This is a genomic window from Pantoea sp. UBA5035, from assembly GCF_002415245.1.
GTDB lineage: Bacteria > Pseudomonadota > Gammaproteobacteria > Enterobacterales > Enterobacteriaceae > Pantoea > Pantoea septica.
The window spans coordinates 59,091-81,363 of sequence record NZ_DICD01000013.1 but is presented as its reverse complement, the minus strand read 5'-3'; the positions used below and the strand labels follow the sequence as shown (position 1 = coordinate 81,363).

Genomic DNA, 22,273 nt, shown 5'->3' with positions numbered 1-22,273 from the left:
CGCCCGCGCCGGCGCCGGAACGGGTTGCGCCGCCGGTCGCCGCGCCGCCGGCCGCCGTGCCTGACGGCTCGTTTTCCGATACCACCAGCCAGCTCCTGCAGGCGCGCACCCAGCTGCTGCGCCAGGGGGCCAGCAAACCAAAAAAGAGTGAGCCGGCAGCGTCCCTGACGCGGCCGGCTACCTCCGCGCTGGAGCGCCTGGCCTCCGTCACCGAACGCGCGCAGGCGGCGCGTCCGCGCGAGACGGCGCCGGCGAAGAAAGAGGCGTATCGCTGGAAAGCGCAGTCGCCGGTCGAGGCGACGCCCGAACCGGTAGCGACGCCAAAAGCCTTGCGTTCAGCGCTTGAGCATGAGAAAACCCCTGAGCTGGCGGCGCGCCTGATGGAAGAAGCGCAGCAGCGCGATCCCTGGGCGGCGGAAATCGCCGCGCTGCCGCTGCCGAAGCTGGTGCAGCAGCTGGCGCTGAACGCCTGGAAAGAGCACACGGAGCAGGGCGTCTGCCTGCATTTGCGCTCTACGCAGCGTCACCTGAACTCCGCGTCGGCGCAGCAGGTGCTGGCTGCCGCGCTGAGCGACGCCGCCGGGCAGCCCGTTGAATTGACTATCATTGAAGATGATAATCCTGCGGTATTGACGCCACTCGAGTGGCGACAGGCCATTTATGAAGAGAAGCTGGCGCAGGCGCGCCAGTCTATCATTAGTGATACCCACATCCAGACGCTGCGCCGGTTCTTCGACGCCGATCTGGATGAAGAGAGTATCCGACCCGTTTGACCACGCTGCCGCTGTCTTATGGATAGCGATGCGGCCTTAGCTGAGAGAGAAAACTATGTTTGGTAAAGGCGGACTGGGCAACCTGATGAAGCAGGCCCAGCAGATGCAAGACAAAATGGCCAAAGTGCAGGAAGAGATCGCCGCGCTGGAAGTAACCGGCGAATCGGGCGCGGGCCTGGTGAAAGTCACCATCAACGGCGCGCACAACTGCCGCCGCGTGGAGATCGATCCCAGCCTGCTGGAAGATGACAAAGATATGCTGGAAGATCTGGTCGCCGCCGCATTTAACGATGCCGCTCGCCGTATCGACGAAACGCAGAAAGAGAAAATGGCCTCTGTTTCCTCGGGCATGCAGCTGCCGCCCGGCTTTAAGATGCCGTTCTGATGCAAACCAGTCCACTGCTTGAATCTCTGATGGAGGCGCTGCGCTGCCTGCCCGGCGTTGGGCCGAAGTCGGCGCAGCGCATGGCGTTTCAGCTGCTGCAGCGCGATCGCAGCGGTGGCATGCGGCTGGCGCAGGCGTTAACGCGCGCCATGTCCGAAATCGGCCACTGCGCCGACTGCCGCACCTTCACCGAGCAGGAAATTTGCACCATCTGCGCCAATCCTCGCCGTCAGCAGAATGGGCTAATTTGCGTGGTGGAGAGCCCGGCGGATATTCACGCCATCGAGCAGACCGGCCAGTTCGCCGGGCGCTACTTTGTGCTGATGGGCCATCTTTCCCCGCTGGACGGCATCGGCCCGCAGGATATCGGGCTGGATCGACTTGAGCAGCGGCTGGAGAAAGAGACCCTGAAAGAGGTGATCCTCGCCACCAACCCCACGGTTGAGGGCGAAGCGACCGCCAACTACATCGCCGAGCTCTGCGGCCAGTACGGCGTCGAGGCGAGCCGCATCGCGCACGGCGTGCCGGTTGGCGGCGAGCTGGAGATGGTGGACGGCACCACGCTCTCCCACTCGCTGGCGGGACGCCACAAGATTACTTTCTGAACGCTTGCCGACGTCGTTAACGACGTCGGCTTGAAATTTTCCGCACCATCCCCACATCAACCTCAACGTTCGTTCAACCTGATTCCGTTGAGGTAACAATGACCATGAAAGGACAAGAGACGCGTGGCTTTCAGTCAGAGGTAAAACAGCTTCTGCACCTGATGATCCATTCCCTCTATTCAAACAAAGAGATTTTCCTGCGCGAGCTGATTTCCAACGCCTCGGACGCCGCCGACAAGCTGCGCTTCCGCGCGCTGTCGGACGCCAGCCTCTATGAAGGCGACGGTGAGCTGCGCGTGCGTCTCTCTGTAGATAAGGACAAACGCACCCTGACGCTGTCGGACAACGGTATCGGCATGCGTCGCGACGAGGTGATTGAGAACCTGGGCACCATCGCCAAATCCGGCACCAAATCTTTCCTTGAATCGCTGGGCTCAGACCAGGCGAAAGACAGCCAGCTGATCGGCCAGTTCGGCGTCGGTTTCTACTCGGCGTTCATCGTGGCGGACAAAGTGTCGGTGCGCACCCGTGCGGCCGGCGCGGCGGCTGACGAGGGCGTATTCTGGGAGTCGGCGGGCGAAGGCGAATATACCATCGCCGATATCACCAAAGCCGATCGCGGCACCGAAATTACGCTGCATCTGCGCGAAGGCGAAGATGAGTTCCTCGACGCCTGGCGCGTGCGCAGCATTATCGGCAAATATTCCGATCACATCGCCCTGCCGGTAGAGATTGAAAGCAAAGACGAAGAGAACGGCACCACCACCTGGGAGAAGATTAACAAAGCCCAGGCGCTGTGGACGCGCAACAAGTCTGACATCAGCGACGAAGAGTACAACGAGTTCTATAAGCATATCGCGCACGACTTTAGCGATCCCGCCATCTGGAGCCACAACCGCGTCGAGGGCAAGCAGGAGTACACCAGCCTGCTCTATATCCCGTCGCGCGCGCCGTTCGATATGTGGAATCGCGATCACAAACATGGCTTGAAGCTCTATGTGCAGCGCGTCTTTATTATGGATGACGCCGAGCAGTTTATGCCGAACTACCTGCGCTTCGTGCGCGGCCTGATCGACTCCAGCGATCTGCCGCTGAACGTGTCGCGCGAGATCCTGCAGGATAGCCGCGTGACCCAGACCCTGCGCGGCGCGCTGACGAAGCGCACGCTGCAGATGCTGGAGAAGCTGGCCAAAGACGACGCCGAGAAGTACCAGACATTCTGGAAAGAGTTCGGTCTGGTGCTGAAAGAGTGCCCGGCGGAAGACAGCGCCAATCAGGAAGCGATCGCGAAGCTGCTGCGCTTCGCTTCGACGCACAACGACAGCGCCGAGCAGAATGTGTCGCTGGAAGCGTACGTCGGCCGCATGGTGGAAGGTCAGGAGAAGATCTACTACATCACCGCCGACAGCTATGCCGCCGCGAAGAGCAGCCCGCATCTGGAGCTGTTCCGCAAGAAAGGCATCGAGGTGCTGCTGCTTTCCGACCGCATCGACGAATGGATGATGAGCTACCTTACCGAGTTCGACGGCAAGGCGTTCCAGTCGGTCAGCAAGGCGGACGAGTCGCTGAGCAAGCTGGCGGATGAAGAGAGCGAAGAGCAGAAAGAGGCGGAGAAGGCGCTGGAGCCATTCGTGGATCGCGTGAAAACGCTGCTGGGCGATCGCGTGAAAGAGGTGCGTCTGACGCATCGTCTGACCGATACGCCCGCTATCGTTACCACCGACGCCAACGAGATGAGCACCCAGATGGCGAAACTGTTCGCCGCGGCGGGCCAGGCGGTGCCGGAAGTGAAGTATATCTTCGAGATCAATCCGGACCACCAGCTGGTGAAACGCGTGGCGGATACCCAGGACGACGCGCGCTTCGGCGAATGGGTCGAGCTGCTGCTGGATCAGGCACTGCTGGCTGAGCGCGGCACGCTGGACGATCCTAACCAGTTTATCCGTCGTATGAATCAGCTGTTGACGGCTTAAGCAACGGCTAATGTCTGGTTATTCCAGACGGCACCTTTGCTAAAACGCAGGTTGCGCTGACCGAAGAGCAAAGCGTCCCGCGACAAGGATGTCGCGGGCCGAGCGGCAGGGATGCGAATAGCGACTTTGCGATCGGTCAGCGCGACCTGCGTAAGCTCGCAACTACAGACATTAGGGCCGGTGCGTATGCATCGGCCTTTTTTTACAACGGTGCTGTCGCGGGACGCTTTGCTCCTCGGGCCATGCCACCCACTCCTTGAGTTGAGTGCCCGCTTGTTAGTATTTGTCAGGTACCGGTCTTTAGACTTACTGCTGCGCCGCCTCGCGCAGCCAGTCGCGAAACAGCGTAATCTCCCCGTCGTTACGCCGCGACTCCTTGGTCATCATCCAGGTCGCGCGATCGGCGCGCACAAAGCCGAGCGGGGCGATCAGCGTTCCCTCTTCAAGCTCTTTGCGCACCAGCAGCCGCGGCGCCACAATCACGCCCAGTCCGTTTTTTGCCGCCTGAATGCCGAGCGTCAAATTATCGAAATGCTTACCTGACCAGAAATTGCCGCGCACCTCGGCGTTTTTGGCCCACTCCGCCCAGGCGTGCAGGCGCGTATCGACGTGCAGCAGGGGAAGCGCAGCGAGATCCTGCGCGCAGCGAAAGCGCGAGGCGAACAGCGGCGCGCAGAGTGGCCCAAGATAGTCGTCGCCGATCAGCGTCGCGTCGATATCCCCTTCGGGCGGCTGCTCATAGCTGAGGATCAGCACGTCGATATGCTCGCTGCGCAGCTGGCTAAGCTCCATCTGCCCCTGAAAGTGGATCTCGATATCGGGATAGCGCTGATAAAAGGTGCTGATGCGCGGGATGAGCCACTGCGACAGAAAACTCGGCGCGCAGGAGAGGCTGAGATGATGGCGCATGCCGGTGCGAATGCTGGCGCAGGTGGTGGAGAGTTCGCTAAAGGCTTTTTGACAGCTGAGCAGCAGACGCTCGCCGTGCGAGGTTAACTTCACGCGTCCGTTGGTGCGCACGAAAAGCGGCTTGCCCATCCAGCTCTCCAGCTGACGAATCTGATGGCTTACGGCGCTGTGCGTGACGTGCAGGTGCTCGGCCGCCACGCTAAAGCTGCTATGCAGCGCCGCCTGGTGAAAATGGTGCAGCGCCCTTAGCGGAGGTAGCCGGGTCATACTCATCCCCTGTGTAAAAACCTAACAGGGATTGTCAGTTTATATCATTTTAAAGTCCAGCCGCATTCCGCTAACCTGGCCCGCTGATTATAGCGGGTTGACTGCCAGGCAAAGCTATGCCTGGTCTGCTGTTGCCGCCATCACCTGACCGATAAAAGAGAACCACGACGCGATGGCATTTCATCCCTGGGCCGATCGACCTTCCGAGGCGCGAGACCGGTTACGCACCCTGTTGTCACGGCATTACCGGCTGGAGCAGTATGATCTGTTCTTCGCCCCTTCGCTGCACGTGGCGCGCATCCTGCTTTCCCAGCTGTTTCTGCGTCAGGAGCAGGCGCGCAATCAGACGCGCTACGCTACTCACTATCCCGTGACAGAGCTGAACGTCTTACCTGCCGTGCCGCTGATGGCCGGGAATATCAATTTCGTCGCCCACGTCGCGCTGCCGCAAGGCCGCGTACGGCCGCTGCAGGCGGCCATGCAGCAGGGTGTGGTCGACGCCAGCGAAAGCTTTGCCAGCGTGCTGCATGAAGAGGTGATCGCTTACGCCGGCCTCTTCGTGGCGCGTCTCGACCGCCATGCCGATCTGCCGGGCGGCCTGGTGCTGGTGGCGCTGCGCACCGCCGACTTCAGCACCCTGGTGCGCAGCGAGCTGCGCCTGTTCGAACAGGGCCTGCCGCTGGCCGCGCCGGTGCTGGCCGCGCTGGGCCGTCTGCGCGAGCAGGGCTGGCGTCCTTACAATCACGCCAGCGTCGAGGCGATCAGCCTTAATGCGCCGCAGCCGCTCATCTCCAGCCATACGCCGGGCATGCCGTTCGCCAGCTTTTCGCTGCCGCCGAGGCTGCTTGCCGCGCTAACTCCCGCCAGCGACCTGGAGCTATGGCCGCAGCAGGGCTATCTGCTGGTGCGCGCCAGCCAGCGCGGCGGCGCGCGTAAGCAAACCAACCTGACGCCGCACATCCTCAGGCGCGTTCAGGCGTTGTTCAATTCCGGCGTCGAATCTGAAAAAAGCGAGTAGCCGCGCCTGCCCGCCGCCGTTTATGGAGAAACGGGCTGCCGTCGCCGGCAAGGAAGCCGCGCCTTTCTTGTGGTGAGCGGGTCATAATGGTATGGTCTTCGCCTTCTAGATTGATCAATGCGATTCGCAAGGGGATTTACGCAATGCGTATTATTCTGCTCGGTGCTCCGGGCGCAGGTAAGGGCACTCAGGCTCAGTTCATCATGGAGAAATACGGCATTCCGCAAATCTCCACGGGCGATATGTTGCGTGCGGCGGTTAAAGCCGGCACCGAGCTCGGCAACCAGGCGAAAGCCATCATGGACGCCGGTAAACTGGTCACTGACGAGCTGGTTATCGCGCTGGTAAAAGAGCGTATCGCGCAGGAAGACTGCAAAAACGGTTTTCTGCTGGACGGTTTCCCACGCACCATCCCGCAGGCGGACGCGATGAAAGAAGCGGGCATTAAAATTGACTGCGTGCTGGAGTTCGCGGTGCCGGATGAGCTGATTGTCGATCGCATCGTCGGCCGCCGCGTGCATGCGCCGTCGGGCCGCGTTTATCACGTAAAATATAATCCGCCGAAGGTGGAAGGTCAGGACGACGTCACCGGCGAAGAGCTGACCACGCGTAAAGACGATCAGGAAGAGACCGTGCGCAAGCGCCTGGTGGAATACCATCAGCTGACCGCGCCGCTGATCGCCTACTACAGCAAAGAAGCGGAAGCGGGCAACACCGCTTACCACAAAATCGACGGCACCCAGCCGGTCGCTGAAGTCAGCAAGCAGCTGGCGCGCATTCTCGGCTAACGCCGTTGGGGCTGGCAGTGCCAGCCCCTTTTGCAGTAATTGCTTTTCCCTCTTCCGCTTTCCGCTACAATTCCTCCTGTTTTCACGCATCTCCGCTATCAAGGAATAACAATGAGGCAAGACAAGCCCGGCGTGTTACTGGTTAATCTCGGTACGCCAGACGCCCCCACAACTCCCGCTGTAAAGCGCTATCTGAAACAGTTTCTCAGCGATCCCCGCGTCGTCGATACGCCGCGCTGGCTCTGGTGGCCGATTCTCAATGGCGTTATTTTGCCGTTTCGCTCGCCGCGCGTGTCGAAGCTCTACGCCTCCGTCTGGATGGAAGGCGGTTCGCCGTTGATGGTCTATAGCAAGCAGCAGCGCGAGGCGCTGGCGGCACGCATTGATATGCCGGTAGCGCTGGGGATGAGCTATGGCAACCCCAGCCTGCAGAGCGCGGTGGACAGCCTGATGGCGCAGGGCGTTACGCGGCTGATCGTGCTGCCGCTCTACCCGCAGTTCTCCTGCTCCACGGTGGCGGCGGTCTGGGATGGTCTCTACAGCGCCTTCAAAACCGCGCGCACCCTGCCGGATATCAATTTTATTCGCGACTACGCCGAACATCCGGCCTATATCGCCGCGCTGAAAGCGTCAGTTGAGCGCTCTTTCGCCGCCCACGGCCAGCCGGATCTGCTGGTGCTCTCCTATCACGGCATCCCGCAGCGTTTCGCCAGAGAGGGCGACGATTACCCGCTGCGCTGTGCCGATACCACGGCGCTGCTGCAGCAGGCGCTGGGCCTGCGCGACGACCAAATTATGATGACCTTCCAGTCGCGCTTTGGCCGTGAACCCTGGCTGCAGCCCTACACTGACGAAACCATGCAGGGTCTGGCGAAGAAGGGCGTTAAGCATGTGCAGGTGATGAGCCCGGGCTTCGCCTCTGACTGCCTGGAAACGCTGGAGGAGATCAACGAACAGAACCGCGAGTTCTTCCTGCACGGCGGCGGCGAAAAGTTCGAATATATCCCGGCGCTCAACGCCGACGCAGCCCACATTGAGATGATGGTGCAGCTGGTCAACGCGCGTCGTTAAAGCCGCGGCGGAGAATGTGCTATCATCCTCCGCCTGTTTTTCTGACGGCGCCCATCATGAAATTTCCCGGCAAACGCAAATCCAAACACTATTTTCCCGTTAGCGCTCGCGATCCCTTGCTGCACGCCGCCTCGCAGGAGGTGGAAGAGGGGAGCTGGGTCGTGGGAATCGATCAGACGCTGGTGGATATCGAAGCCAAAGTCGATGACGCCTTTCTGGTTCGCTACGGCCTGAGCGCCGGGCACTCCCTGGTCATCGCCGACGACGTTGCCGAAGCGCTCTACCACGAGCTGCTGCGCGATAACCTGATTAGCCATCAGTTCGCCGGCGGCACCATCGGCAATACGCTGCACAACTACTCGGTGCTGGCCGATGACCGGTCGGTGCTGCTCGGCGTGATGTGCAGCAATATTCAGATCGGCGGTTACGCCTATCGCTACCTCTGCAACACCTCCAGCCGGGTCGATCTCAACTATCTGCAGGGCGTCGACGGCGCCATTGGCCGCTGCTTTACCCTGATCGGCGAGCAGGGCGAACGTACCTTCGCCATCAGTCCCGGGCAGATGAACCAGCTGCGCGCCGAAAGCATTCCCGAAGCGGTCATCGCCGGCGCGTCGGCGCTGGTGCTCACCTCTTACCTGGTGCGCTGCGGCGAAGGCGAGCCGATGCCGCAGGCTACGCTGCAGGCGATTGAGTACGCGAAACGCCACAACGTGCCGGTGGTGCTGACGCTGGGCACGAAGTATGTCATCGGCGACAACCCGCAGTTCTGGCGCGACTTCCTGCGCGACCACGTCACTATTGTGGCGATGAACGAAGAGGAGGCGCTGGCGCTGACCGGAGAATCGGATCCGCTGCGCGCGGCCGATATGGCGCTGGAGTGGGTCGACCTGGTGCTCTGCACCGCCGGTCCGACCGGTCTCTATATGGCGGGCTACACCGAGGAAGCGTTCAAGCGCAAAACTAATCATCCGCTGCTGCCTGGCGCGATCGCGGAGTTCAACCAGTATGAGTTCAGCCGCGCCATGCGTCAGCAGGAGTGCGAGCAGCCGCTGCGCATCTTCTCCCATATTGCGCCCTATATGGGCGGACCGGAGAAGATCATGAACACCAACGGCGCGGGCGACGGCGCGCTTGCGGCGCTGCTGCACGACATCACGGCGAATAACTACCATCGACAGAAAGTGCCGAATTCCAGCAAGCATGCGCGCGAATACCTGACCTATTCGTCGCTGGCGCAGGTGTGTAAATATGCCAACCGCGTCAGCTATCAGGTGCTTAATCAGCATTCGCCGCGCCTGACGCGCGGCCTGCCGGAGCGTGAAGACAGCCTTGAAGAGTCCTACTGGGATCGTTAAGCCTTGAGGGAGGTGAGCAGGCGCCTGCCGGAGCCTGCTCTCTTTTCGCGGGCGCCGTGGTAACACGGCGATCTGAAGCTTAAATCGGGCACGCGCGTACGATAGGGCGCTCGGCGATCTCCGCCTCCAGCATACGCAACATGCTGCTGGCGATCTCGCGCTCGCCCATCACGACGCGCGTTGCGCCGCGCGTCATGATGTATTCCACTTCATCGTCGTAGTGCGCGCGCGCGATAATCTCGATGTCGTTAAACTTCTCGCGCGCGGTGGTGACGATCTCGCCCGACTCGAAGCCGTTGGGAATGGTCAGCAGCAGCCAGCGCGCGCAGTCGAGCCGCGCCAGCTCCATGGTCTCGGCGCGCACCGCATTGCCGAGCACCGCCCGAATGCCCTGTTCGCGCAGCGCCTCGACGCGCGCGCGGGAGTTCTCCACTACCACGAAAGGCACGTCCGCCTCCAGCAGCTTCTGGCCCAGCAGGCTGCCGACCCGACCATAGCCGACGATGACCGCGTGGTGACAGATATCCACCGGAATCTGCTTCTCCTCCTCAGTCGCCTCTTCCTGCGCCTGCGCCTGACGGCTTTCGCTTCTCGCCAGGAACCGTTCCAGCAGGCTGAACAGGATAGGGTTGAGCATAATCGAGAGGATTGCTGCCGCCAGCACCAGGTTACGCCCCTCGCTGCTGAGCAGGTTGAGAGAGATGCCGAGGCCGGCCAGAATAAAGGCGAATTCGCCGATCTGCGCCAGGCTGACGGAGATAGTCAGCGCGGTGCGGCGCGAATGGCCCAGCAGCGTCACCAGCAGCCAGGCGGCGGCAGATTTGCCCAGCACCACAATCACCAGCGCGCCAAGCACCGCCAGCGGCTGCTCCACCAGGATCATCGGGTCGAAAAGCATGCCGACCGAGACGAAAAAGAGCACCGCGAACGCGTCGCGCAGCGGCAGCGTATCGTGAGCGGCGCGATGGCTCAGCTCTGACTCGTTCAGCACCATACCGGCAAAGAAGGCGCCGAGGGCAAAAGAGACGTCGAAAAACTCCACTGCGCCAAAGGCGATGCCGAGCGCCAGCGCCAGCACCGCCAGCGTGAACAGCTCGCGTGAGCCGGTGGCGGCGCTTTTCGCCAGGATCCAGGGCACAGCGCGGCGGCCCACCACCATCATCAGCACCATAAAGGCGGCGACCTTGCCGATGGTGAGCAGCAGATCCCACGCCAGCAGCTGCGGGCTGGCGTTGCCCTGTTCCAGCATGCCGGCAATGGCGGGCAGCAGCACCAGCGTCAGCACCATCACCAGATCCTCGACGATCAGCCAGCCGATAGCGATCTGGCCGCGCTGGCTGTCAATCAGCTGACGCTCTTCCAGCGCGCGCAGCAGCACCACGGTGCTGGCGGTGGAGAGACAGAGACCGAACACCAGGCCGGTCATCAGCGACCAGCCCAGCCAGGCGGAGAGGCCCATTCCCAGCAGCGTGGCGACGGCGATCTGCGCCACCGCGCCGGGAATGGCGATACTCTTTACCGCCATTAAATCCTTCAGCGAAAAGTGCAGTCCGACGCCGAACATCAGCAGAATAACGCCCAGTTCCGCCAACTCCGGCGCAAGATTGGTATCGGCAACAAAGCCCGGCGTAAAAGGTCCGGCCAGCACGCCCGCCAGCAAATAGCCGACCAGCGGCGAAATGCGCAGCCGCTGTGCGAGCATGCCAAGGAGAAACGCCAGGACCAGCCCCCCGACAATGGTGGTGATCAGCGGTGTGGTGTGATGCATGCCTGTCTCCTTGTGTGCAAATGTATCTGCCTGTAACAATTAAGTTTAAGGCAAAGTGTTAATTTCCGCTGTGCTATTTGCGGGATAATAATAAAAAAGTTTGAAAATAAGAGGAAAGCGGAGTCGAATCGCTGTTTTTCTCTCTTTTCGTCAATCTGAGCCGTAGCGGAGCAAGATTGCGCGGCGCGTAATAACAATATCCTCCTGAAAAAGGGCGCTCTGATGACCTCTATCGCGCTGGAATGCGTGCCGTAGAGCGCCAGACGACCTCAGGCACAGCTTTGCGCCAGCTTTAGCGCTTCGGTTCTTTTTTGGTGATGAGTGTTAAAAGTAATTCAGTGCCAGCGATTGCGGTGTTTCATCTTGAGTTAAACAGTGGAATATGCGACACAGTGGGTCAGCATGCTGACACCACCCGGAACGGGACTGCGTAAAATAAGGAGACAGGCTTTGCTGTTATCACGATGGGCTGCCACCGGCCTTGCGCTGCTGGCGCTGACCCCGCTGCTTTCTCAGGCCGCCGAGCCGGATCGCACTTACCGCTTTAGCGTTCTCCATACCAACGACCAGCACGGTCATTTCTGGTACAGCGCGCAGGGCGAATATGGCCTGGCGGCGCAAAAGACCTTAATGGATACGCTGCGCTACGACGTGCAGGCCAAAGGCGGCGGCGCGCTGATCCTCTCGGCGGGCGACGTTAATACCGGCATGCCGGAGTCCGACGCGCTGGAGGCGGAGCCCGATATTCGCGGCATGAACCTGATCGGCTATGACGCTATGGCGCTCGGCAATCACGAGTTCGACCATCCGCTCGAAGTGCTGCGCAAGCAGGAGAGCTGGGCGCGTTTTCCTTTTCTCGCCGCCAACCTCTACCAGAAAAGCACCGGCCAGCGGCTCTTTAAGCCGTGGGCGATTTTCAATCGTATGGGGCTGAAGATCGCGGTGCTGGGCCTGGCGACCCCGGATACCGCCAGGCTGGCGAATCCGGCGCACCTGCGCGATATCGAGTTCCGCGACCCGGTGAGCGAAACGGAAAAAGCGGTGGCGGAGCTGCGCGCAGGCGAGAAGCCGGACGTTATCGTGGTGCTGAGCCATCTCGGCTATGACGACAACGGCGAGCACGGCAGCAACGCGCCTGGCGACGTAACGCTGGCGCGCAGCCTGCCGCCCGGCACCGTCGCGATGATCGTCGGCGGCCATTCGCACGATACGCTTTGCATGGCGAAAGAGAACGAACGGGTAAAAGCTTATCAGCCAGGCGCGGCCTGCCAGCCGGACAAGCAAAACGGCGTCTGGATTATGCAGGCGGGGCAGTGGGGCGAATATGTAGGACGCGGCGATTTTACCTGGCGCAACGGTGAAGTGGCGCTGGAGTCCTACGCGCTGGTGCCGGTCAACCTGAAACATCAGATCAAAAACGCCGACGGCAGCGAGACCTGGCTAACGTATCAGCAGGAGATCCCGAAAAACACCGCCATGATGAAGCTGCTGATGCCTTATCAGAAACGGGCCGAAGCGCGTCTCAACGTCGCCGTCGGCAGCGCGGCGGGGCCGTTTGACGGCGAGCGTGAGCAGGTGCGTTTTACCCAGACTAATCTCGGACAGCTGATTCTGCGCGCGCAGATGGCGAAAACCCAGGCGGACTTCGCGGTGATGAGCGGCGGCGGCATTCGCGCCTCGCTGCCGGCGGGCAAGCTGAGCTGGCGCGATCTGCTGCAGGTGCAGCCTTTCGGCAATCAGGTAGTGTCGGTGACGCTAACCGGCGCCGAGGTGAAGAAATATCTCGACGTGGTGGCGAACATCAAACCTGATACGGGCGGCTTCGCGCAGTTCGCGCACGTCAGCCTGGTGGCGGACGGCAGCACGGTAAGCGACGTGCGGATAAACGGCCAGCCGCTGCAGGAGAATAAAACCTACCGCATGGCGACCAACAGCTTTAACGCCGCAGGCGGCGACGGTTATCCGCGCCTCGATACCCATCCGGGCTATCAGAATCCGGGGAATATCGACGCCGAGGTGCTGCGCGACTATGTCAAAGCCCATTCGCCGCTAAAAGCCACCGACTATGCGCCAACGGATGCGATCCACAGGCTCACGGAAGCGGAGAAAAAGGCGCGTGAAAAGTCGCACAAGCGCAGCTATCCGCAGATGATTCTGGCGTGGCTCTGGCCATGGGGACGGGAAACGGCGCATAACGCGCCGTGAATATTGAGCAAAGCCTGGCCAAACTTATGAAGCGGGCATAGTGCCCGCTTGAGCTGGAATCAGGCCTCGCAGGCATTACGCTCGAACCAGCGCGGACGCAGCCTGTCCCACACCCAGTTGTACGCCATGGTGTAGGGCAGGAAAAACAGGAAAAAGGCGACTTCCAGCAGAAATGCCTGCCACAGCGAAATGTTGAGCATCCACGCGGCAATCGGCAAACCGATCAAAATAAAGCCGCCTTCAAAAAGCAGCGCGTGCAGGGCGCGGATCAGCACGCCGCGATGAACCTTGCCTGGCGGACAAATACGGTCGAAAAGGGCGTTGTAAATCATATTCCACAGCATCGCGACGGTTGAAAGCATCAGCGCCAGCGCGCCCATCTCAAACAGCGGCTTATCCATCGCCCAGGCAGCCAGCGGCGAAACGGTGAGGATCGCCAGAGTTTCAAACCCCAGCGCATGTAAAAAGCGTTCTTTCAACGAACGGGTACGCATCATCAACCTCCAACAGTAAGGCGCGCATTCTGGCATCTCCGGGTGATAAGATAAAATGATGACCTATCGATAAAAGCGATGGATAAAATGCGTTACTCACCCGAATCTTTAGAGGCTTTTGTGCAGACCGTCAGCAGCGGCTCCTTTTCCGCCGCAGCGCGCGCGCTGGGCAAAAGCCAGTCAACTATCAGCACGGCGGTCGCCGGGCTGGAGGACGATCTCGGCTTTAAGCTGTTCGATCGCAGCGGACGTCAGCCGATCCTCACCGATCAGGGCAGGGGCGCGCTGGCCCAGGTGCAGCAGATCCTGGCCGCCAGCGAGCGGCTCGACGCGCTGGCTATCCGTCTGGCGCAGGGAGTTGAACCGCGCCTCAGCTTCGCCGTATCGGACTTCTGGCAGACTCAACACCATGAGCAGCTATTGAAACAGTTCGACGCGCGTTTTCCGGAGATCGAACTGGAATGCATGATCGCCGAAGATGAAGACGTGCTGGATCTGCTACAGGCGGGACGGGTACATCTGGGCGTGGTGCGCGCCCAGCCCGCGCTGCCGCCCGATATCGCCGTCGCGCGGCTGCAGGTCAATGCGGAAATGGCCATCTATATTCATCGCGATCATCCGCTGGCGCAGCACAGCGGCCTTACGGAAAGCGCGCTGGAGCAGGTGCGCCAGCTGCGGCTCAACACCTGGGTCGAACCGCACGCGATTGCGCCGCCGGGACGCGTCTGGTCGGCGCCGACCTATTTGCTGCTGCTGGAAATGGCGGAGCAGGGATTTGGCTGGAGCGTTCTGCCGCGCTGGCTGGTCACGCAGTTTGGTCATGGGCTACTGCAGGAGCTTGCGCTGCCGGGCTGGCCGCAGCAAATCGCGGTAGAGGCGATCTGGTCGCGCCGCAATCCGCCGGGACCGGCGGGACGCTGGATGATCGACCAGCTTTGCGCCCAGCCGCGCAGCTAGTCACGTCGCGCGATATCCGCCAGCGGCGCGTCGAGCAAGCGCGCCAGATCCTGCGCCGCCAGCTCCAGATCTAGGCCGCGCTTGCCGCCGGAAACGAAAATAGTGGCGAAGTCGGCGGCGGAGCGGTCAATCACCGTCGGCAGCCGCTTCTTCTGGCCCAGCGGGCTGATGCCGCCGACCAGATAGCCGGTCACGCGCTGCGCCAGCTGCGGGTCGGCCATATCCGCTTTTTTCGCGCCTAACGCTTTCGCCACCTTTTTCAAATCGAGCTGGCTGGCGACCGGCGTAACCGCCACCGCCAGATGTTTCGCGTCGCCGTTAAGCGCTACCAGCAGCGTTTTATAGACCTGCCGCGCGTCCAGATTAAGTTTACGCACCGCCTCGTCGCCAAAACTGGTCTCCTGGCTGTCATGCTCATAGGGATGAAGGGTAAAGGCGACCTTTTGTTTTTCCAGCAGTTTTACAGCAGGCGTCATAAACTTCTCCTTATAGGAAAAATCCCATTCCTAAATTAAATAAATTAATGGTGGCGAAAGTTTGCGCTTTGCGTGAGAATGGTCCCCGCGCCAGTCGAAAGGCTGAGCGATAACCAAAATCATAAACAAATTCCTCTTTGACGGGCCGATAGCAATACCGGCCTGCTTTTTTTTCTAGCGCCGTAAAAGCTCAGGCAGATTCTCGTCGCCATAGAGATGCAGCGCGCCCACCGCCACCACGTAATGCCCGGCCGGCAAGGCTCGCAGCCGATCGCACCACTGCGCGTTGCGCTGCGCGATCAGCGTATCATTGAGCGCCGTGCTGAAAGTTGAGGGCAAAACGATGCGCGGCTCACGCGGCGGCGTATCCAGCCACCAGCTCACCATCATCTGCAGCAGCCGCGCGTTGGTATGCCAGTGCGTCAGCGTATCTTTCAGCAGCGCCATGCCGTCATCCGGCAGGGACTTCAGCAGCGCGATTTGCGTCTCCGCGCCTTCCAGCTCAATGACCGGCTTATTCAACGTTTTCGCCGCCTGCAGCAGCTGGAAGTCGATGCCGTAATCGGGACGCAGACCCAGCCGCTGCGCCTGCTGCGCCTGCAGCATCAGCGCGATTTGCCATGCGGGGAGGGCGTCGAACATCGTCAGCGACAGGTGCAGTTCGCCGCACAGCGCCGCCAGCCGCGCCTGCTCGTCCGGCGCCAGGCGCGTCTCCAGCGGATCGCGCGGGTCGATATCGTCGAACGGCGAGCCGCCTTGCGTAATATCCGCCTCGACAATCAAGGCATCCGCTTTATCCAGCTGCCGCAGCAGACGCGCAGGCAGCGGCTGCATATCGCGCGTGCCCATATGAATGCTGCCGACCAGATGCAGCAGGCGATCGTCCAGCCGAATATCCTGGGCTGGCCAGCGATAGCTGGCGGGAAAGAGTCGACTTACCAGCCCCTGCACACTGCGCCACATGCTGCCTGTCATGCCCCGTCCTTACTGAGTCAAAACGCCATGCTAGCGATTCCCGCCGCTGAAAAACAGGGCATTAGCGGCTATTGTCGCGTTGTCGGGCGAAAGCGCAGCAGCCGGTTGGCGTTGCCGACCACGGTAATCGACGACAGCGCCATCGCCGCGCCCGCCACTACCGGACTGAGCAGCGCGCCGGTCAGTGGATAGAGCACGCCCGCCGCCAGCGGAATGCCCAGGCTGTTGTAGATAAAGGCGCCCAGCAAATTCTGACGAATATTACGCAGCGTCGCGCTGGAGAGCGCCAGCGCGTCGGCGACGCTGTTAAGATCGGCGCGCATCAGGGTAATGGGCGCGGTTTCCACCGCCACGTCGCTGCCGCCGCCCATGGCGATGCCGACATCCGCCTGCGCCAGCGCCGGGGCGTCGTTGATGCCGTCGCCGACCATGGCGACGCGGCGTCCCTGCTGCTGCAGCGCGGCGATAGTCTGCGCCTTCGCTTCCGGCAGCACGCCGGCGATCACCTCATCAATGCCCGCCTCCTGCGCAATGGCGCGCGCGGTTTCTTCCCGATCGCCGGTCAGCATCATCAGGCGGTAACCCGCCTGACGCAGCCGCGCCAGCGCCGCTTTGCTCTCGGGACGCAGCTGATCGCGCAGCGCAATCAGGCCGACAAGCTCGCCGTCCTGCGCCAGCAGCACCGGCGTCGCGCCCTGACGCGACAGCCGCTCGATATCCGGCTGCGCCTGTTGCAGGGCGACAGCGTTATCCTGCATCAGCGCCGCATTGCCCAGCAGCAGCGGCTTGCCGTCGAGTATGCCGCTGACGCCTTTGCCGCGTATTGTACGAAATTGCGCTATTTCGCCCGTGGCCGTCGCGCCCGCTGCGGCGGTAATCGCCTGCGCCAGCGGGTGGCTGGCGTTTTGCTCCAGCGCGGCGGCGGTCTGCACCACCGCCTCGCGCGACCAGCCGTGCCACGTCAGCACCTCGTCGAGCTGCGGCGTGCCGGCCGTCAGCGTGCCGGTTTTATCAAAGACCAGAGTATCGATGCGGCTGGCGCGCTGCAGCGCGTCGGCGTCGCGCACCAGCACGCCCAGCTCGGCGGCGCGCCCGACCCCCGCGATAATCGACATCGGCGTCGCCAGGCCCAGCGCGCAGGGACAGGCGATAATCAGCACCGTAGTGGCGATGACCAGCGTGTAGGCGATCTGCGGCTGCGGGCCGAACAGATACCAGATGGCGGCGCTAATCAGGGCGATGGCGACCACCACCGGCACGAAGACCGCCGAGATGCGGTCGGCAAGGCGACCCACATCCGGTTTGCTGCTCTGCGCCTGACGCACCAGATGGATAATGCGCGACAGCGCGGTGTGCTGGCCGGTGGCGCGCGCTACGAAGCGCACCGCACCGTCCTGCACCAGCGTTCCGGCGTAGACCTTATCGCCGGCGCGTTTGCCCTGCGGCACCGCTTCGCCGGTCAGCATCGCCTCGTCAAGCCAGGCTTCGCCCTCAGTAATGTCGCCGTCCACCGGCACGCGATCGCCCGTAGTCAGGCGCAGCGTCATGCCCGGCTGCACCGCGCTGAGCGGCACCAGCATTTCGCCCTGCTCGCTAACGAGGCGCGCCTGCGCGGGCGTCAAATCGAGCAGTCGTTCAAGCGCTTTAGAGGAGCGCTGGCGCGCGCGCTGCTCCAGCGCGTGGCCGAGATTTATCAGGCCGATAATCATCACGCTGGCTTCGAAATAGAGATGCCGCGCCTGGGCGGGGAAAAAGTCGGGCCAGAGGGCGACGCTGATGGAGTAGATCCAGGCGGCAGCGGTGCCGAGCGCCACCAGCGTATCCATAGTGGCGCTGCCGTTGCGCAGGCTGCGCCACGCGCTGCGGTAGAAGTGGCCGCCCGCGACCGCCATAATCAGCAGCGTGACGGCGCCAATAGCGAGCCAGAGCGTGCGGTTAGCGTCGCTGAGCATCATATTGTCGCCGAGCATGCCCCAGATCATCAGGGGCGCGCCGAACGCCAGCGCCAGCGCCGCCTGCCAGCTAAAGCGGCGCATAGCCTTGCGCGCGCTGCTCTGCTGCCTGTCGCGCCGCTCCTGTTCATCCTGCACCGGCTGAGCGTGGTAGCCCGCCGCCTCGACCGCCTCGACCAGCTGCTGCGCAGAGGCGTCGCCCATCACCAGCGCGCTGCGTTCGCCAAGGTTGACGCGCGCCTGGGTCACGCCAGGCACGTTTTCCAGCGCCTTCTCTACCCGGCTGACGCAGCTGGCGCAGCTCATGCCTTCGATAAGCAGGAACTGCGCGCTTTCATGCTCCTGTGCCGGTTGGGTTTCCGCCACCGTTGTCAGCGCCTCCGGCGGCGGCTCTGAAGCTGTCAACGGCTCAGGCTTTGGGTGGCTGTCGCCGCTGAGCGTGGCGTGATAGCCCGCTTCTTCCACCGTGGCGATCAGCGCGGCGGCGTCGGCGCTGCCGACGACCTGCGCTTCCTGCTGCGTAACATTGGCCTGTGCGACATCGTCGCGCTGTTCGAGCGCTTCTTTAACGCGTTTGACGCAGTGGCCGCAGGAAAGACCTTCCAGCGCCAGCGAGATAGTGTGAGACATAGCGTTCTCCTGTTGTGTCGCCGTTAACAATGCGAGCTTTTTATCACTCGTGATACAGGCTAAACCTTCCATCAAGGGGAAGGTCAAACTATTTTTACAGAGACCGGCCGCGATCGATTTTTAAGGAGGAGTAGGGTGAACATCAGCGATGTTGCGAAAAAAACCGGGTTGACCAGCAAGGCGATCCGTTTCTATGAAGAGAAGGGCGTGGTGACGCCGCCGTTGCGCAGCGACAATGGCTATCGTCGCTACAGCGCGCATCATCTTGATGAGCTTAATCTGCTGCGCCAGGCGCGTCAGGTGGGCTTTACGCTCGACGAGTGCCGCGAGCTGGTAACGCTGTTCAACGATCCGGCGCGCCACAGCGCCGACGTGAAAGCGCGCACTCTGCAGAAAGCGGCGGAGATCGCCGTCCATATCGAAGAGCTACAGGCGATGCGCATGCGGCTGCTGGCGCTGGCCGACGCCTGTCCGGGGGACGAAGGGGCGGAGTGCCCGATTATCAATAATCTGGCGGGATGCTGCGGCCATAGCCAGCCCGATTAACGCGGCCTGATGTGCAGCGTAATGCCCTCGACGCCCGTCACGACGACCTGAGCGCCCGCGGGCAGATCCCGATCGGCCTGCACGCGCCAGCTGCTGTCGCCCAGCCGCACGTGGCCGATGCCGTTGACCAGCGGCGCATCCAGCGTCAGGAGCGTGCCGATCAGCTGATTGCCGCGCTGGTTAAGGGAGTTGGGCTGCTGATGGCGCTCGCGATGGCGCATCCAGCGATACCAGAGATAAACGCAGACCAGCGTCAGCAGGGCGAACAGCGAGCCCTGCGCCGTCCAGCTGAAGGGCGCCAGCCACTCTACAATGCCTACCAGCACCGCCGCGATGCCGCTCCACAGCAGGTAGCCGCTGGTGCCGAGCATCTCCGCCGCCAGCAGCAGCCCGCCGAGGGTCAGCCAGAACCAGTGCGGATGGGCGATGATCTCCATTAACATCAGCGTTTCGACTCTGAAGCGGCGCCTTTGAGCAGCTCGCTGATGCCCGCCACCGAGCCGAGCAGGCTGCTGGCATCCAGCGGCATCATGACCACCTTGCTATTGCTGGCTTCGCCAATTTTTTGCAGCGCGTCGGTATATTTCTGCGCCACGAAGTAGTTCACCGCCTGAATGTCGCCCGCCGCGATCGCTTCGGAGACCATTTTCGTGGCGCGTGCTTCTGCTTCCGCCTGACGTTCGCGCGCTTCCGCCTGCAGGAACGCCGAGGTACGTTCGCCTTCGGCCTTCAGAATGCGCGACTGCTTGTCGCCCTCGGCGCGCAGAATCGCCGCCTGGCGCACGCCTTCCGCCGCAAGGATGTCGGCGCGCTTGGTGCGCTCCGCCTTCATCTGCGCGTTCATGGCGGCGATCAGCTCCTGCGGCGGGCGCACGTCGCGGATTTCGATACGGGTAATTTTCACGCCCCAGGGATTGGTCGCCTCGTCGACGATGTGCAGCAATCGGGTGTTGATGTTATCGCGCTGCGACAGCATCTCATCCAGCTCCATGCCGCCGAGCACGGTGCGGATGTTGGTCATGGTGAGGTTGATGATCGCCAGCTCGAGATTGCTGACCTCATAGGCGGCGCGCGCCGGATCCACCGCCTGAATAAAACAGACGGCGTCGATGGTGACGTTGGCGTTGTCTTTGGAGATGACTTCCTGCGAGGGGATATCGAGCACGCGCTCCATCATATTGATCTTGCGGCCAATACGATCCATAAAGGGCACGACCAGGCTCAGCCCGGGCTGCAGCGTGCGGGTGTAGCGGCCGAAGCGCTCTACGGTCCACTGATAGCCCTGCGGCACGATCTTGACGCCCGCCCACACCGTGACCAGCGCCAGCACGATCAGCGCGGGAATGACTGTTAACATATAACCTCCCGATTGTTAATTTACGGGCCGAGTCGCTTCGGCCCGATGTCGCGCCGCCGGCTTAGTAGAGCAGCGAGTAGAGCTGGCGACGATAGCGGGCCGCGAGCGCGTCGCCAGTGCCGAGCGCCGCAAGGATCTCCTGCAGCATTTTACGCACCTGGCCGTCCGCCGCGTTCATATCGCGCTTCAGGAAGCCGAGCAGCAGCTCCAGCGCCTCTTCGTTACGGCCTACCTGATGCAGCTGTAACGAGAGCTTAGCAGCCAGCTCGGCATTGGTGGGGTCGCTCTCCAGCTGCGCCTGCAGCTGCTGGATTTCCGGCGTATCGGCCGCCTGCTTCAGCAGATCGATCTGCGCCATCAGGCTCTGATAGCGGGTATCCTGATCCTGCAGCGGCACCTTCGCCAGCACCTCTTCCGCTTCGTCGCTGCGGTTCAGGCCGATCAGTACTTCCGCCAGCAAAAAGCCGATTTCGCTCGCCTGACGGCTGAGCTGCCAGGCCTCTTTCAGCAGCGGCAGCGCCTCCAGCGGTTTGCCTTCTTCCATCAGCGCCAGCGCCTGCTGCGCCTTCAGCTCCTCTTCGCGCGGCAGCACTTTTTCCAGCAGCGCGCGAACAGCCTCTTCCGGCTGCGGCCCCTGGAAGCCGTCGACCGGCTGGCCGTTCTGGAACAGATAGACCGTCGGGATCGAGCGCAGGCCGAACTGCGACGCCACCATTTGCTCTTTGTCGCAGTCGAGCTTCGCCAGAATAAACTGGCCGGCGTACTCCTGCGCCAGACGTTCCAGCAGCGGCGTCAGCTGCTGGCAATGTTGGCTGCGATCCGACCAGAAATAGAACAGCACCGGGATCTGCATGGACTGTTCCAGCGTCTGATGCAGGTTGGATTCGTTAACGTCGATAATCGAAGCTTGTGGTGACATGACTAAGTCTCTTGGCAGAAAGTGTTTAAAGAATATGGGGCCGGACAGGCCCGCTTCAAGATGAATTCTCAGCGGCTGCTTAAAATGCGATCCAGCATCCAGCCCGGCAGCACTCTTTTCAGGATGCTCATCGCATGTGCGACCAGCGTCACCGGATAGCGCAGGCGCGGACGCGGGCTCTCCAGCGCGTGCCGCAGCTTCGGCAGAATCGCCTCCGGCGGCAGGGTAAAGCGCGCGGCGATGCCGGGATTGCGCACCGGCTGGTCCGGCTCGCCCTGGGTTACGTTGTCGGTGAAACGAGTATGAATCGGGCCCGGCTCGATCAGGCTGACGCGCACGCCGCTGCGGCGCAGCTCAAGGCGCAGCGCGTCGCTCCAGGCCTCCAGCGCATATTTGCTGGCGGCGTAGGCGCCGCGGCCCGGCGTGGAGATCAGCCCGAGCACGGAGCTGGTGTTGACGATGCGCGCGTCGCCGTGCGCTTCCAGCGCGGGCAGCAGCCGCATCGTCAGCTGATGGGCGCCAAAGAAGTTGGTGGAGAACTGCTGCTCCAGCTGCTGGCGCGACAGCGTGCGCAGCGGGCCGTAGAGGCCGAAGCCGCCGTTGTTGAACAGCGCGAACAGTCGATGCGCCGTCAGCGCCAGAATTTCATCGGCGGCGCGATCGATGCTCGCCGCGTCATCGAGATCGAGCGCGACGGCGACAAAGCCCTGCGCGCGCATCCGCTCGACATCCTCGGGCTTGCGGCAGGCGGCGATCACGCGGTAGCCGCGCGCCAGCAGATCCTGCGCGGCCACCAGACCGATACCGCTGGAACAGCCGGTAATTACAACGGTTTTTTGCATATCTT

21 protein-coding genes and 1 other annotated feature are annotated in these 22,273 nt (G+C 62.0%); of the genes, 11 read left to right on the top strand and 10 right to left on the bottom strand.

Features of this window, described 5'->3' with window-relative positions; all coding sequences use genetic code 11:
* The 4 genes from B3229_RS10080 to htpG form a co-directional block, all read left to right on the top strand.
* Nucleotides 1-773 (top strand): DNA polymerase III subunit gamma/tau C-terminal domain-containing protein (locus B3229_RS10080; RefSeq protein WP_286870504.1); only part of this gene is annotated, 773 nt, incomplete at its 5' end.
* Nucleotides 121-182: a sequence feature (DnaX frameshifting element), on the top strand. It overlaps the preceding gene by 62 nt.
* Before the next feature lie 55 nt (nucleotides 774-828).
* Nucleotides 829-1,158 (top strand): YbaB/EbfC family nucleoid-associated protein, encoded by a 330-nt coding sequence (locus B3229_RS10075; RefSeq protein ID WP_033752664.1) that lies wholly within the window; start codon nucleotides 829-831, stop codon nucleotides 1,156-1,158.
* Entirely contained in the window at nucleotides 1,158-1,763 is a 606-nt protein-coding gene (gene recR / locus B3229_RS10070; protein ID WP_048784548.1) for a recombination mediator RecR, read from the top strand. The genes B3229_RS10075 and recR overlap by 1 nt, the downstream gene beginning before the upstream one ends.
* Nucleotides 1,764-1,867: 104 nt before the next feature.
* Nucleotides 1,868-3,736 (top strand): molecular chaperone HtpG, encoded by a 1,869-nt coding sequence (gene htpG / locus B3229_RS10065; RefSeq protein ID WP_286870503.1) that lies wholly within the window; start codon nucleotides 1,868-1,870, stop codon nucleotides 3,734-3,736.
* 306 nt (nucleotides 3,737-4,042) lie between these two features.
* Here htpG and B3229_RS10060 read toward each other — a convergent pair whose 3' ends face one another.
* Nucleotides 4,043-4,912, bottom strand: coding sequence for a LysR substrate-binding domain-containing protein (locus B3229_RS10060; protein WP_048784546.1), 870 nt, complete (start codon nucleotides 4,910-4,912; stop codon nucleotides 4,043-4,045).
* 172 nt (nucleotides 4,913-5,084) lie between these two features.
* Between B3229_RS10060 and B3229_RS10055 the strand changes: the two genes are divergently transcribed.
* The 4 genes from B3229_RS10055 to B3229_RS10040 all read left to right on the top strand — a co-directional run bounded on the left by B3229_RS10055 (nucleotide 5,085) and on the right by B3229_RS10040 (nucleotide 9,147).
* Nucleotides 5,085-5,930, top strand: a complete 846-nt coding sequence (locus B3229_RS10055) for a DUF6024 family protein (RefSeq protein WP_286870502.1) — start codon at nucleotides 5,085-5,087, stop codon at nucleotides 5,928-5,930.
* Nucleotides 5,931-6,073: 143 nt separating this feature from the next.
* Nucleotides 6,074-6,718, top strand: coding sequence for an adenylate kinase (gene adk / locus B3229_RS10050; RefSeq protein WP_033788836.1), 645 nt, complete (start codon nucleotides 6,074-6,076; stop codon nucleotides 6,716-6,718).
* A gap of 111 nt (nucleotides 6,719-6,829) precedes the next feature.
* Complete coding sequence (hemH, locus tag B3229_RS10045; RefSeq protein WP_286870501.1) at nucleotides 6,830-7,789, top strand: ferrochelatase; 960 nt, start codon at nucleotides 6,830-6,832, stop codon at nucleotides 7,787-7,789.
* A gap of 56 nt (nucleotides 7,790-7,845) precedes the next feature.
* On the top strand, nucleotides 7,846-9,147 hold the full coding sequence (locus B3229_RS10040; protein WP_033752654.1) for an inosine/guanosine kinase: 1,302 nt from the start codon (nucleotides 7,846-7,848) through the stop codon (nucleotides 9,145-9,147).
* A 79-nt stretch (nucleotides 9,148-9,226) separates the two neighbouring features.
* Here the strand turns inward: B3229_RS10040 and ybaL are convergent, their stop codons facing one another.
* The gene (gene ybaL, locus B3229_RS10035) at nucleotides 9,227-10,915 is read right to left on the bottom strand and encodes a YbaL family putative K(+) efflux transporter (protein WP_286870500.1); all 1,689 of its coding nucleotides are present in this window, start codon (nucleotides 10,913-10,915) and stop codon (nucleotides 9,227-9,229) included.
* Between the two features lie 450 nt (nucleotides 10,916-11,365).
* Between ybaL and ushA the strand changes: the two genes are divergently transcribed.
* Nucleotides 11,366-13,120 (top strand): bifunctional UDP-sugar hydrolase/5'-nucleotidase UshA, encoded by a 1,755-nt coding sequence (ushA, locus tag B3229_RS10030; protein ID WP_286870499.1) that lies wholly within the window; start codon nucleotides 11,366-11,368, stop codon nucleotides 13,118-13,120.
* A gap of 59 nt (nucleotides 13,121-13,179) precedes the next feature.
* Here the strand turns inward: ushA and B3229_RS10025 are convergent, their stop codons facing one another.
* Nucleotides 13,180-13,614 carry a multidrug/biocide efflux PACE transporter gene (locus B3229_RS10025; RefSeq protein WP_286870505.1) on the bottom strand — a complete coding sequence of 145 codons (435 nt, stop codon included), beginning with the start codon at nucleotides 13,612-13,614 and terminating at the stop codon, nucleotides 13,180-13,182.
* Nucleotides 13,615-13,701: 87 nt separating this feature from the next.
* On the opposite strand from B3229_RS10025, the gene B3229_RS10020 reads away from it, so the two are divergent.
* Nucleotides 13,702-14,571, top strand: coding sequence for a LysR family transcriptional regulator (locus B3229_RS10020; RefSeq protein WP_286870498.1), 870 nt, complete (start codon nucleotides 13,702-13,704; stop codon nucleotides 14,569-14,571).
* Here B3229_RS10020 and ybaK read toward each other — a convergent pair.
* From ybaK to copA, 3 genes are all read right to left on the bottom strand, one after another.
* Nucleotides 14,568-15,047 (bottom strand): Cys-tRNA(Pro)/Cys-tRNA(Cys) deacylase YbaK, encoded by a 480-nt coding sequence (gene ybaK, locus B3229_RS10015; RefSeq protein ID WP_048784540.1) that lies wholly within the window; start codon nucleotides 15,045-15,047, stop codon nucleotides 14,568-14,570. The genes B3229_RS10020 and ybaK overlap by 4 nt on opposite strands.
* A gap of 174 nt (nucleotides 15,048-15,221) precedes the next feature.
* Nucleotides 15,222-16,022, bottom strand: a complete 801-nt coding sequence (locus tag B3229_RS10010; protein WP_286870497.1) for a TraB/GumN family protein — start codon at nucleotides 16,020-16,022, stop codon at nucleotides 15,222-15,224.
* Between the two features lie 68 nt (nucleotides 16,023-16,090).
* Nucleotides 16,091-18,604, bottom strand: a complete 2,514-nt coding sequence (gene copA, locus B3229_RS10005; protein ID WP_286870496.1) for a copper-exporting P-type ATPase CopA — start codon at nucleotides 18,602-18,604, stop codon at nucleotides 16,091-16,093.
* Nucleotides 18,605-18,739: 135 nt separating this feature from the next.
* Here copA and cueR point away from each other — a divergent pair, with 135 nt between their 5' ends.
* Nucleotides 18,740-19,150 carry a Cu(I)-responsive transcriptional regulator gene (cueR, locus tag B3229_RS10000; RefSeq protein WP_048784537.1) on the top strand — a complete coding sequence of 137 codons (411 nt, stop codon included), beginning with the start codon at nucleotides 18,740-18,742 and terminating at the stop codon, nucleotides 19,148-19,150.
* Here cueR and B3229_RS09995 read toward each other — a convergent pair.
* From B3229_RS09995 to B3229_RS09980, 4 genes are all read right to left on the bottom strand, one after another.
* The gene (locus B3229_RS09995) at nucleotides 19,147-19,593 is read right to left on the bottom strand and encodes an NfeD family protein (RefSeq protein ID WP_048784536.1); all 447 of its coding nucleotides are present in this window, start codon (nucleotides 19,591-19,593) and stop codon (nucleotides 19,147-19,149) included. The two genes, cueR and B3229_RS09995, sit on opposite strands and share 4 nt — an antisense overlap.
* Entirely contained in the window at nucleotides 19,593-20,507 is a 915-nt protein-coding gene (locus B3229_RS09990; RefSeq protein WP_033752642.1) for an SPFH domain-containing protein, read from the bottom strand. Before B3229_RS09990 ends, B3229_RS09995 begins: the two co-directional genes overlap by 1 nt.
* 61 nt (nucleotides 20,508-20,568) lie before the next feature.
* Nucleotides 20,569-21,426 carry a co-chaperone YbbN gene (locus tag B3229_RS09985; RefSeq protein WP_048784535.1) on the bottom strand — a complete coding sequence of 286 codons (858 nt, stop codon included), beginning with the start codon at nucleotides 21,424-21,426 and terminating at the stop codon, nucleotides 20,569-20,571.
* Nucleotides 21,427-21,494: 68 nt separating this feature from the next.
* Nucleotides 21,495-22,268, bottom strand: a complete 774-nt coding sequence (locus B3229_RS09980) for an SDR family oxidoreductase (protein WP_286870495.1) — start codon at nucleotides 22,266-22,268, stop codon at nucleotides 21,495-21,497.
* Nucleotides 22,269-22,273 lie beyond the last annotated feature (5 nt).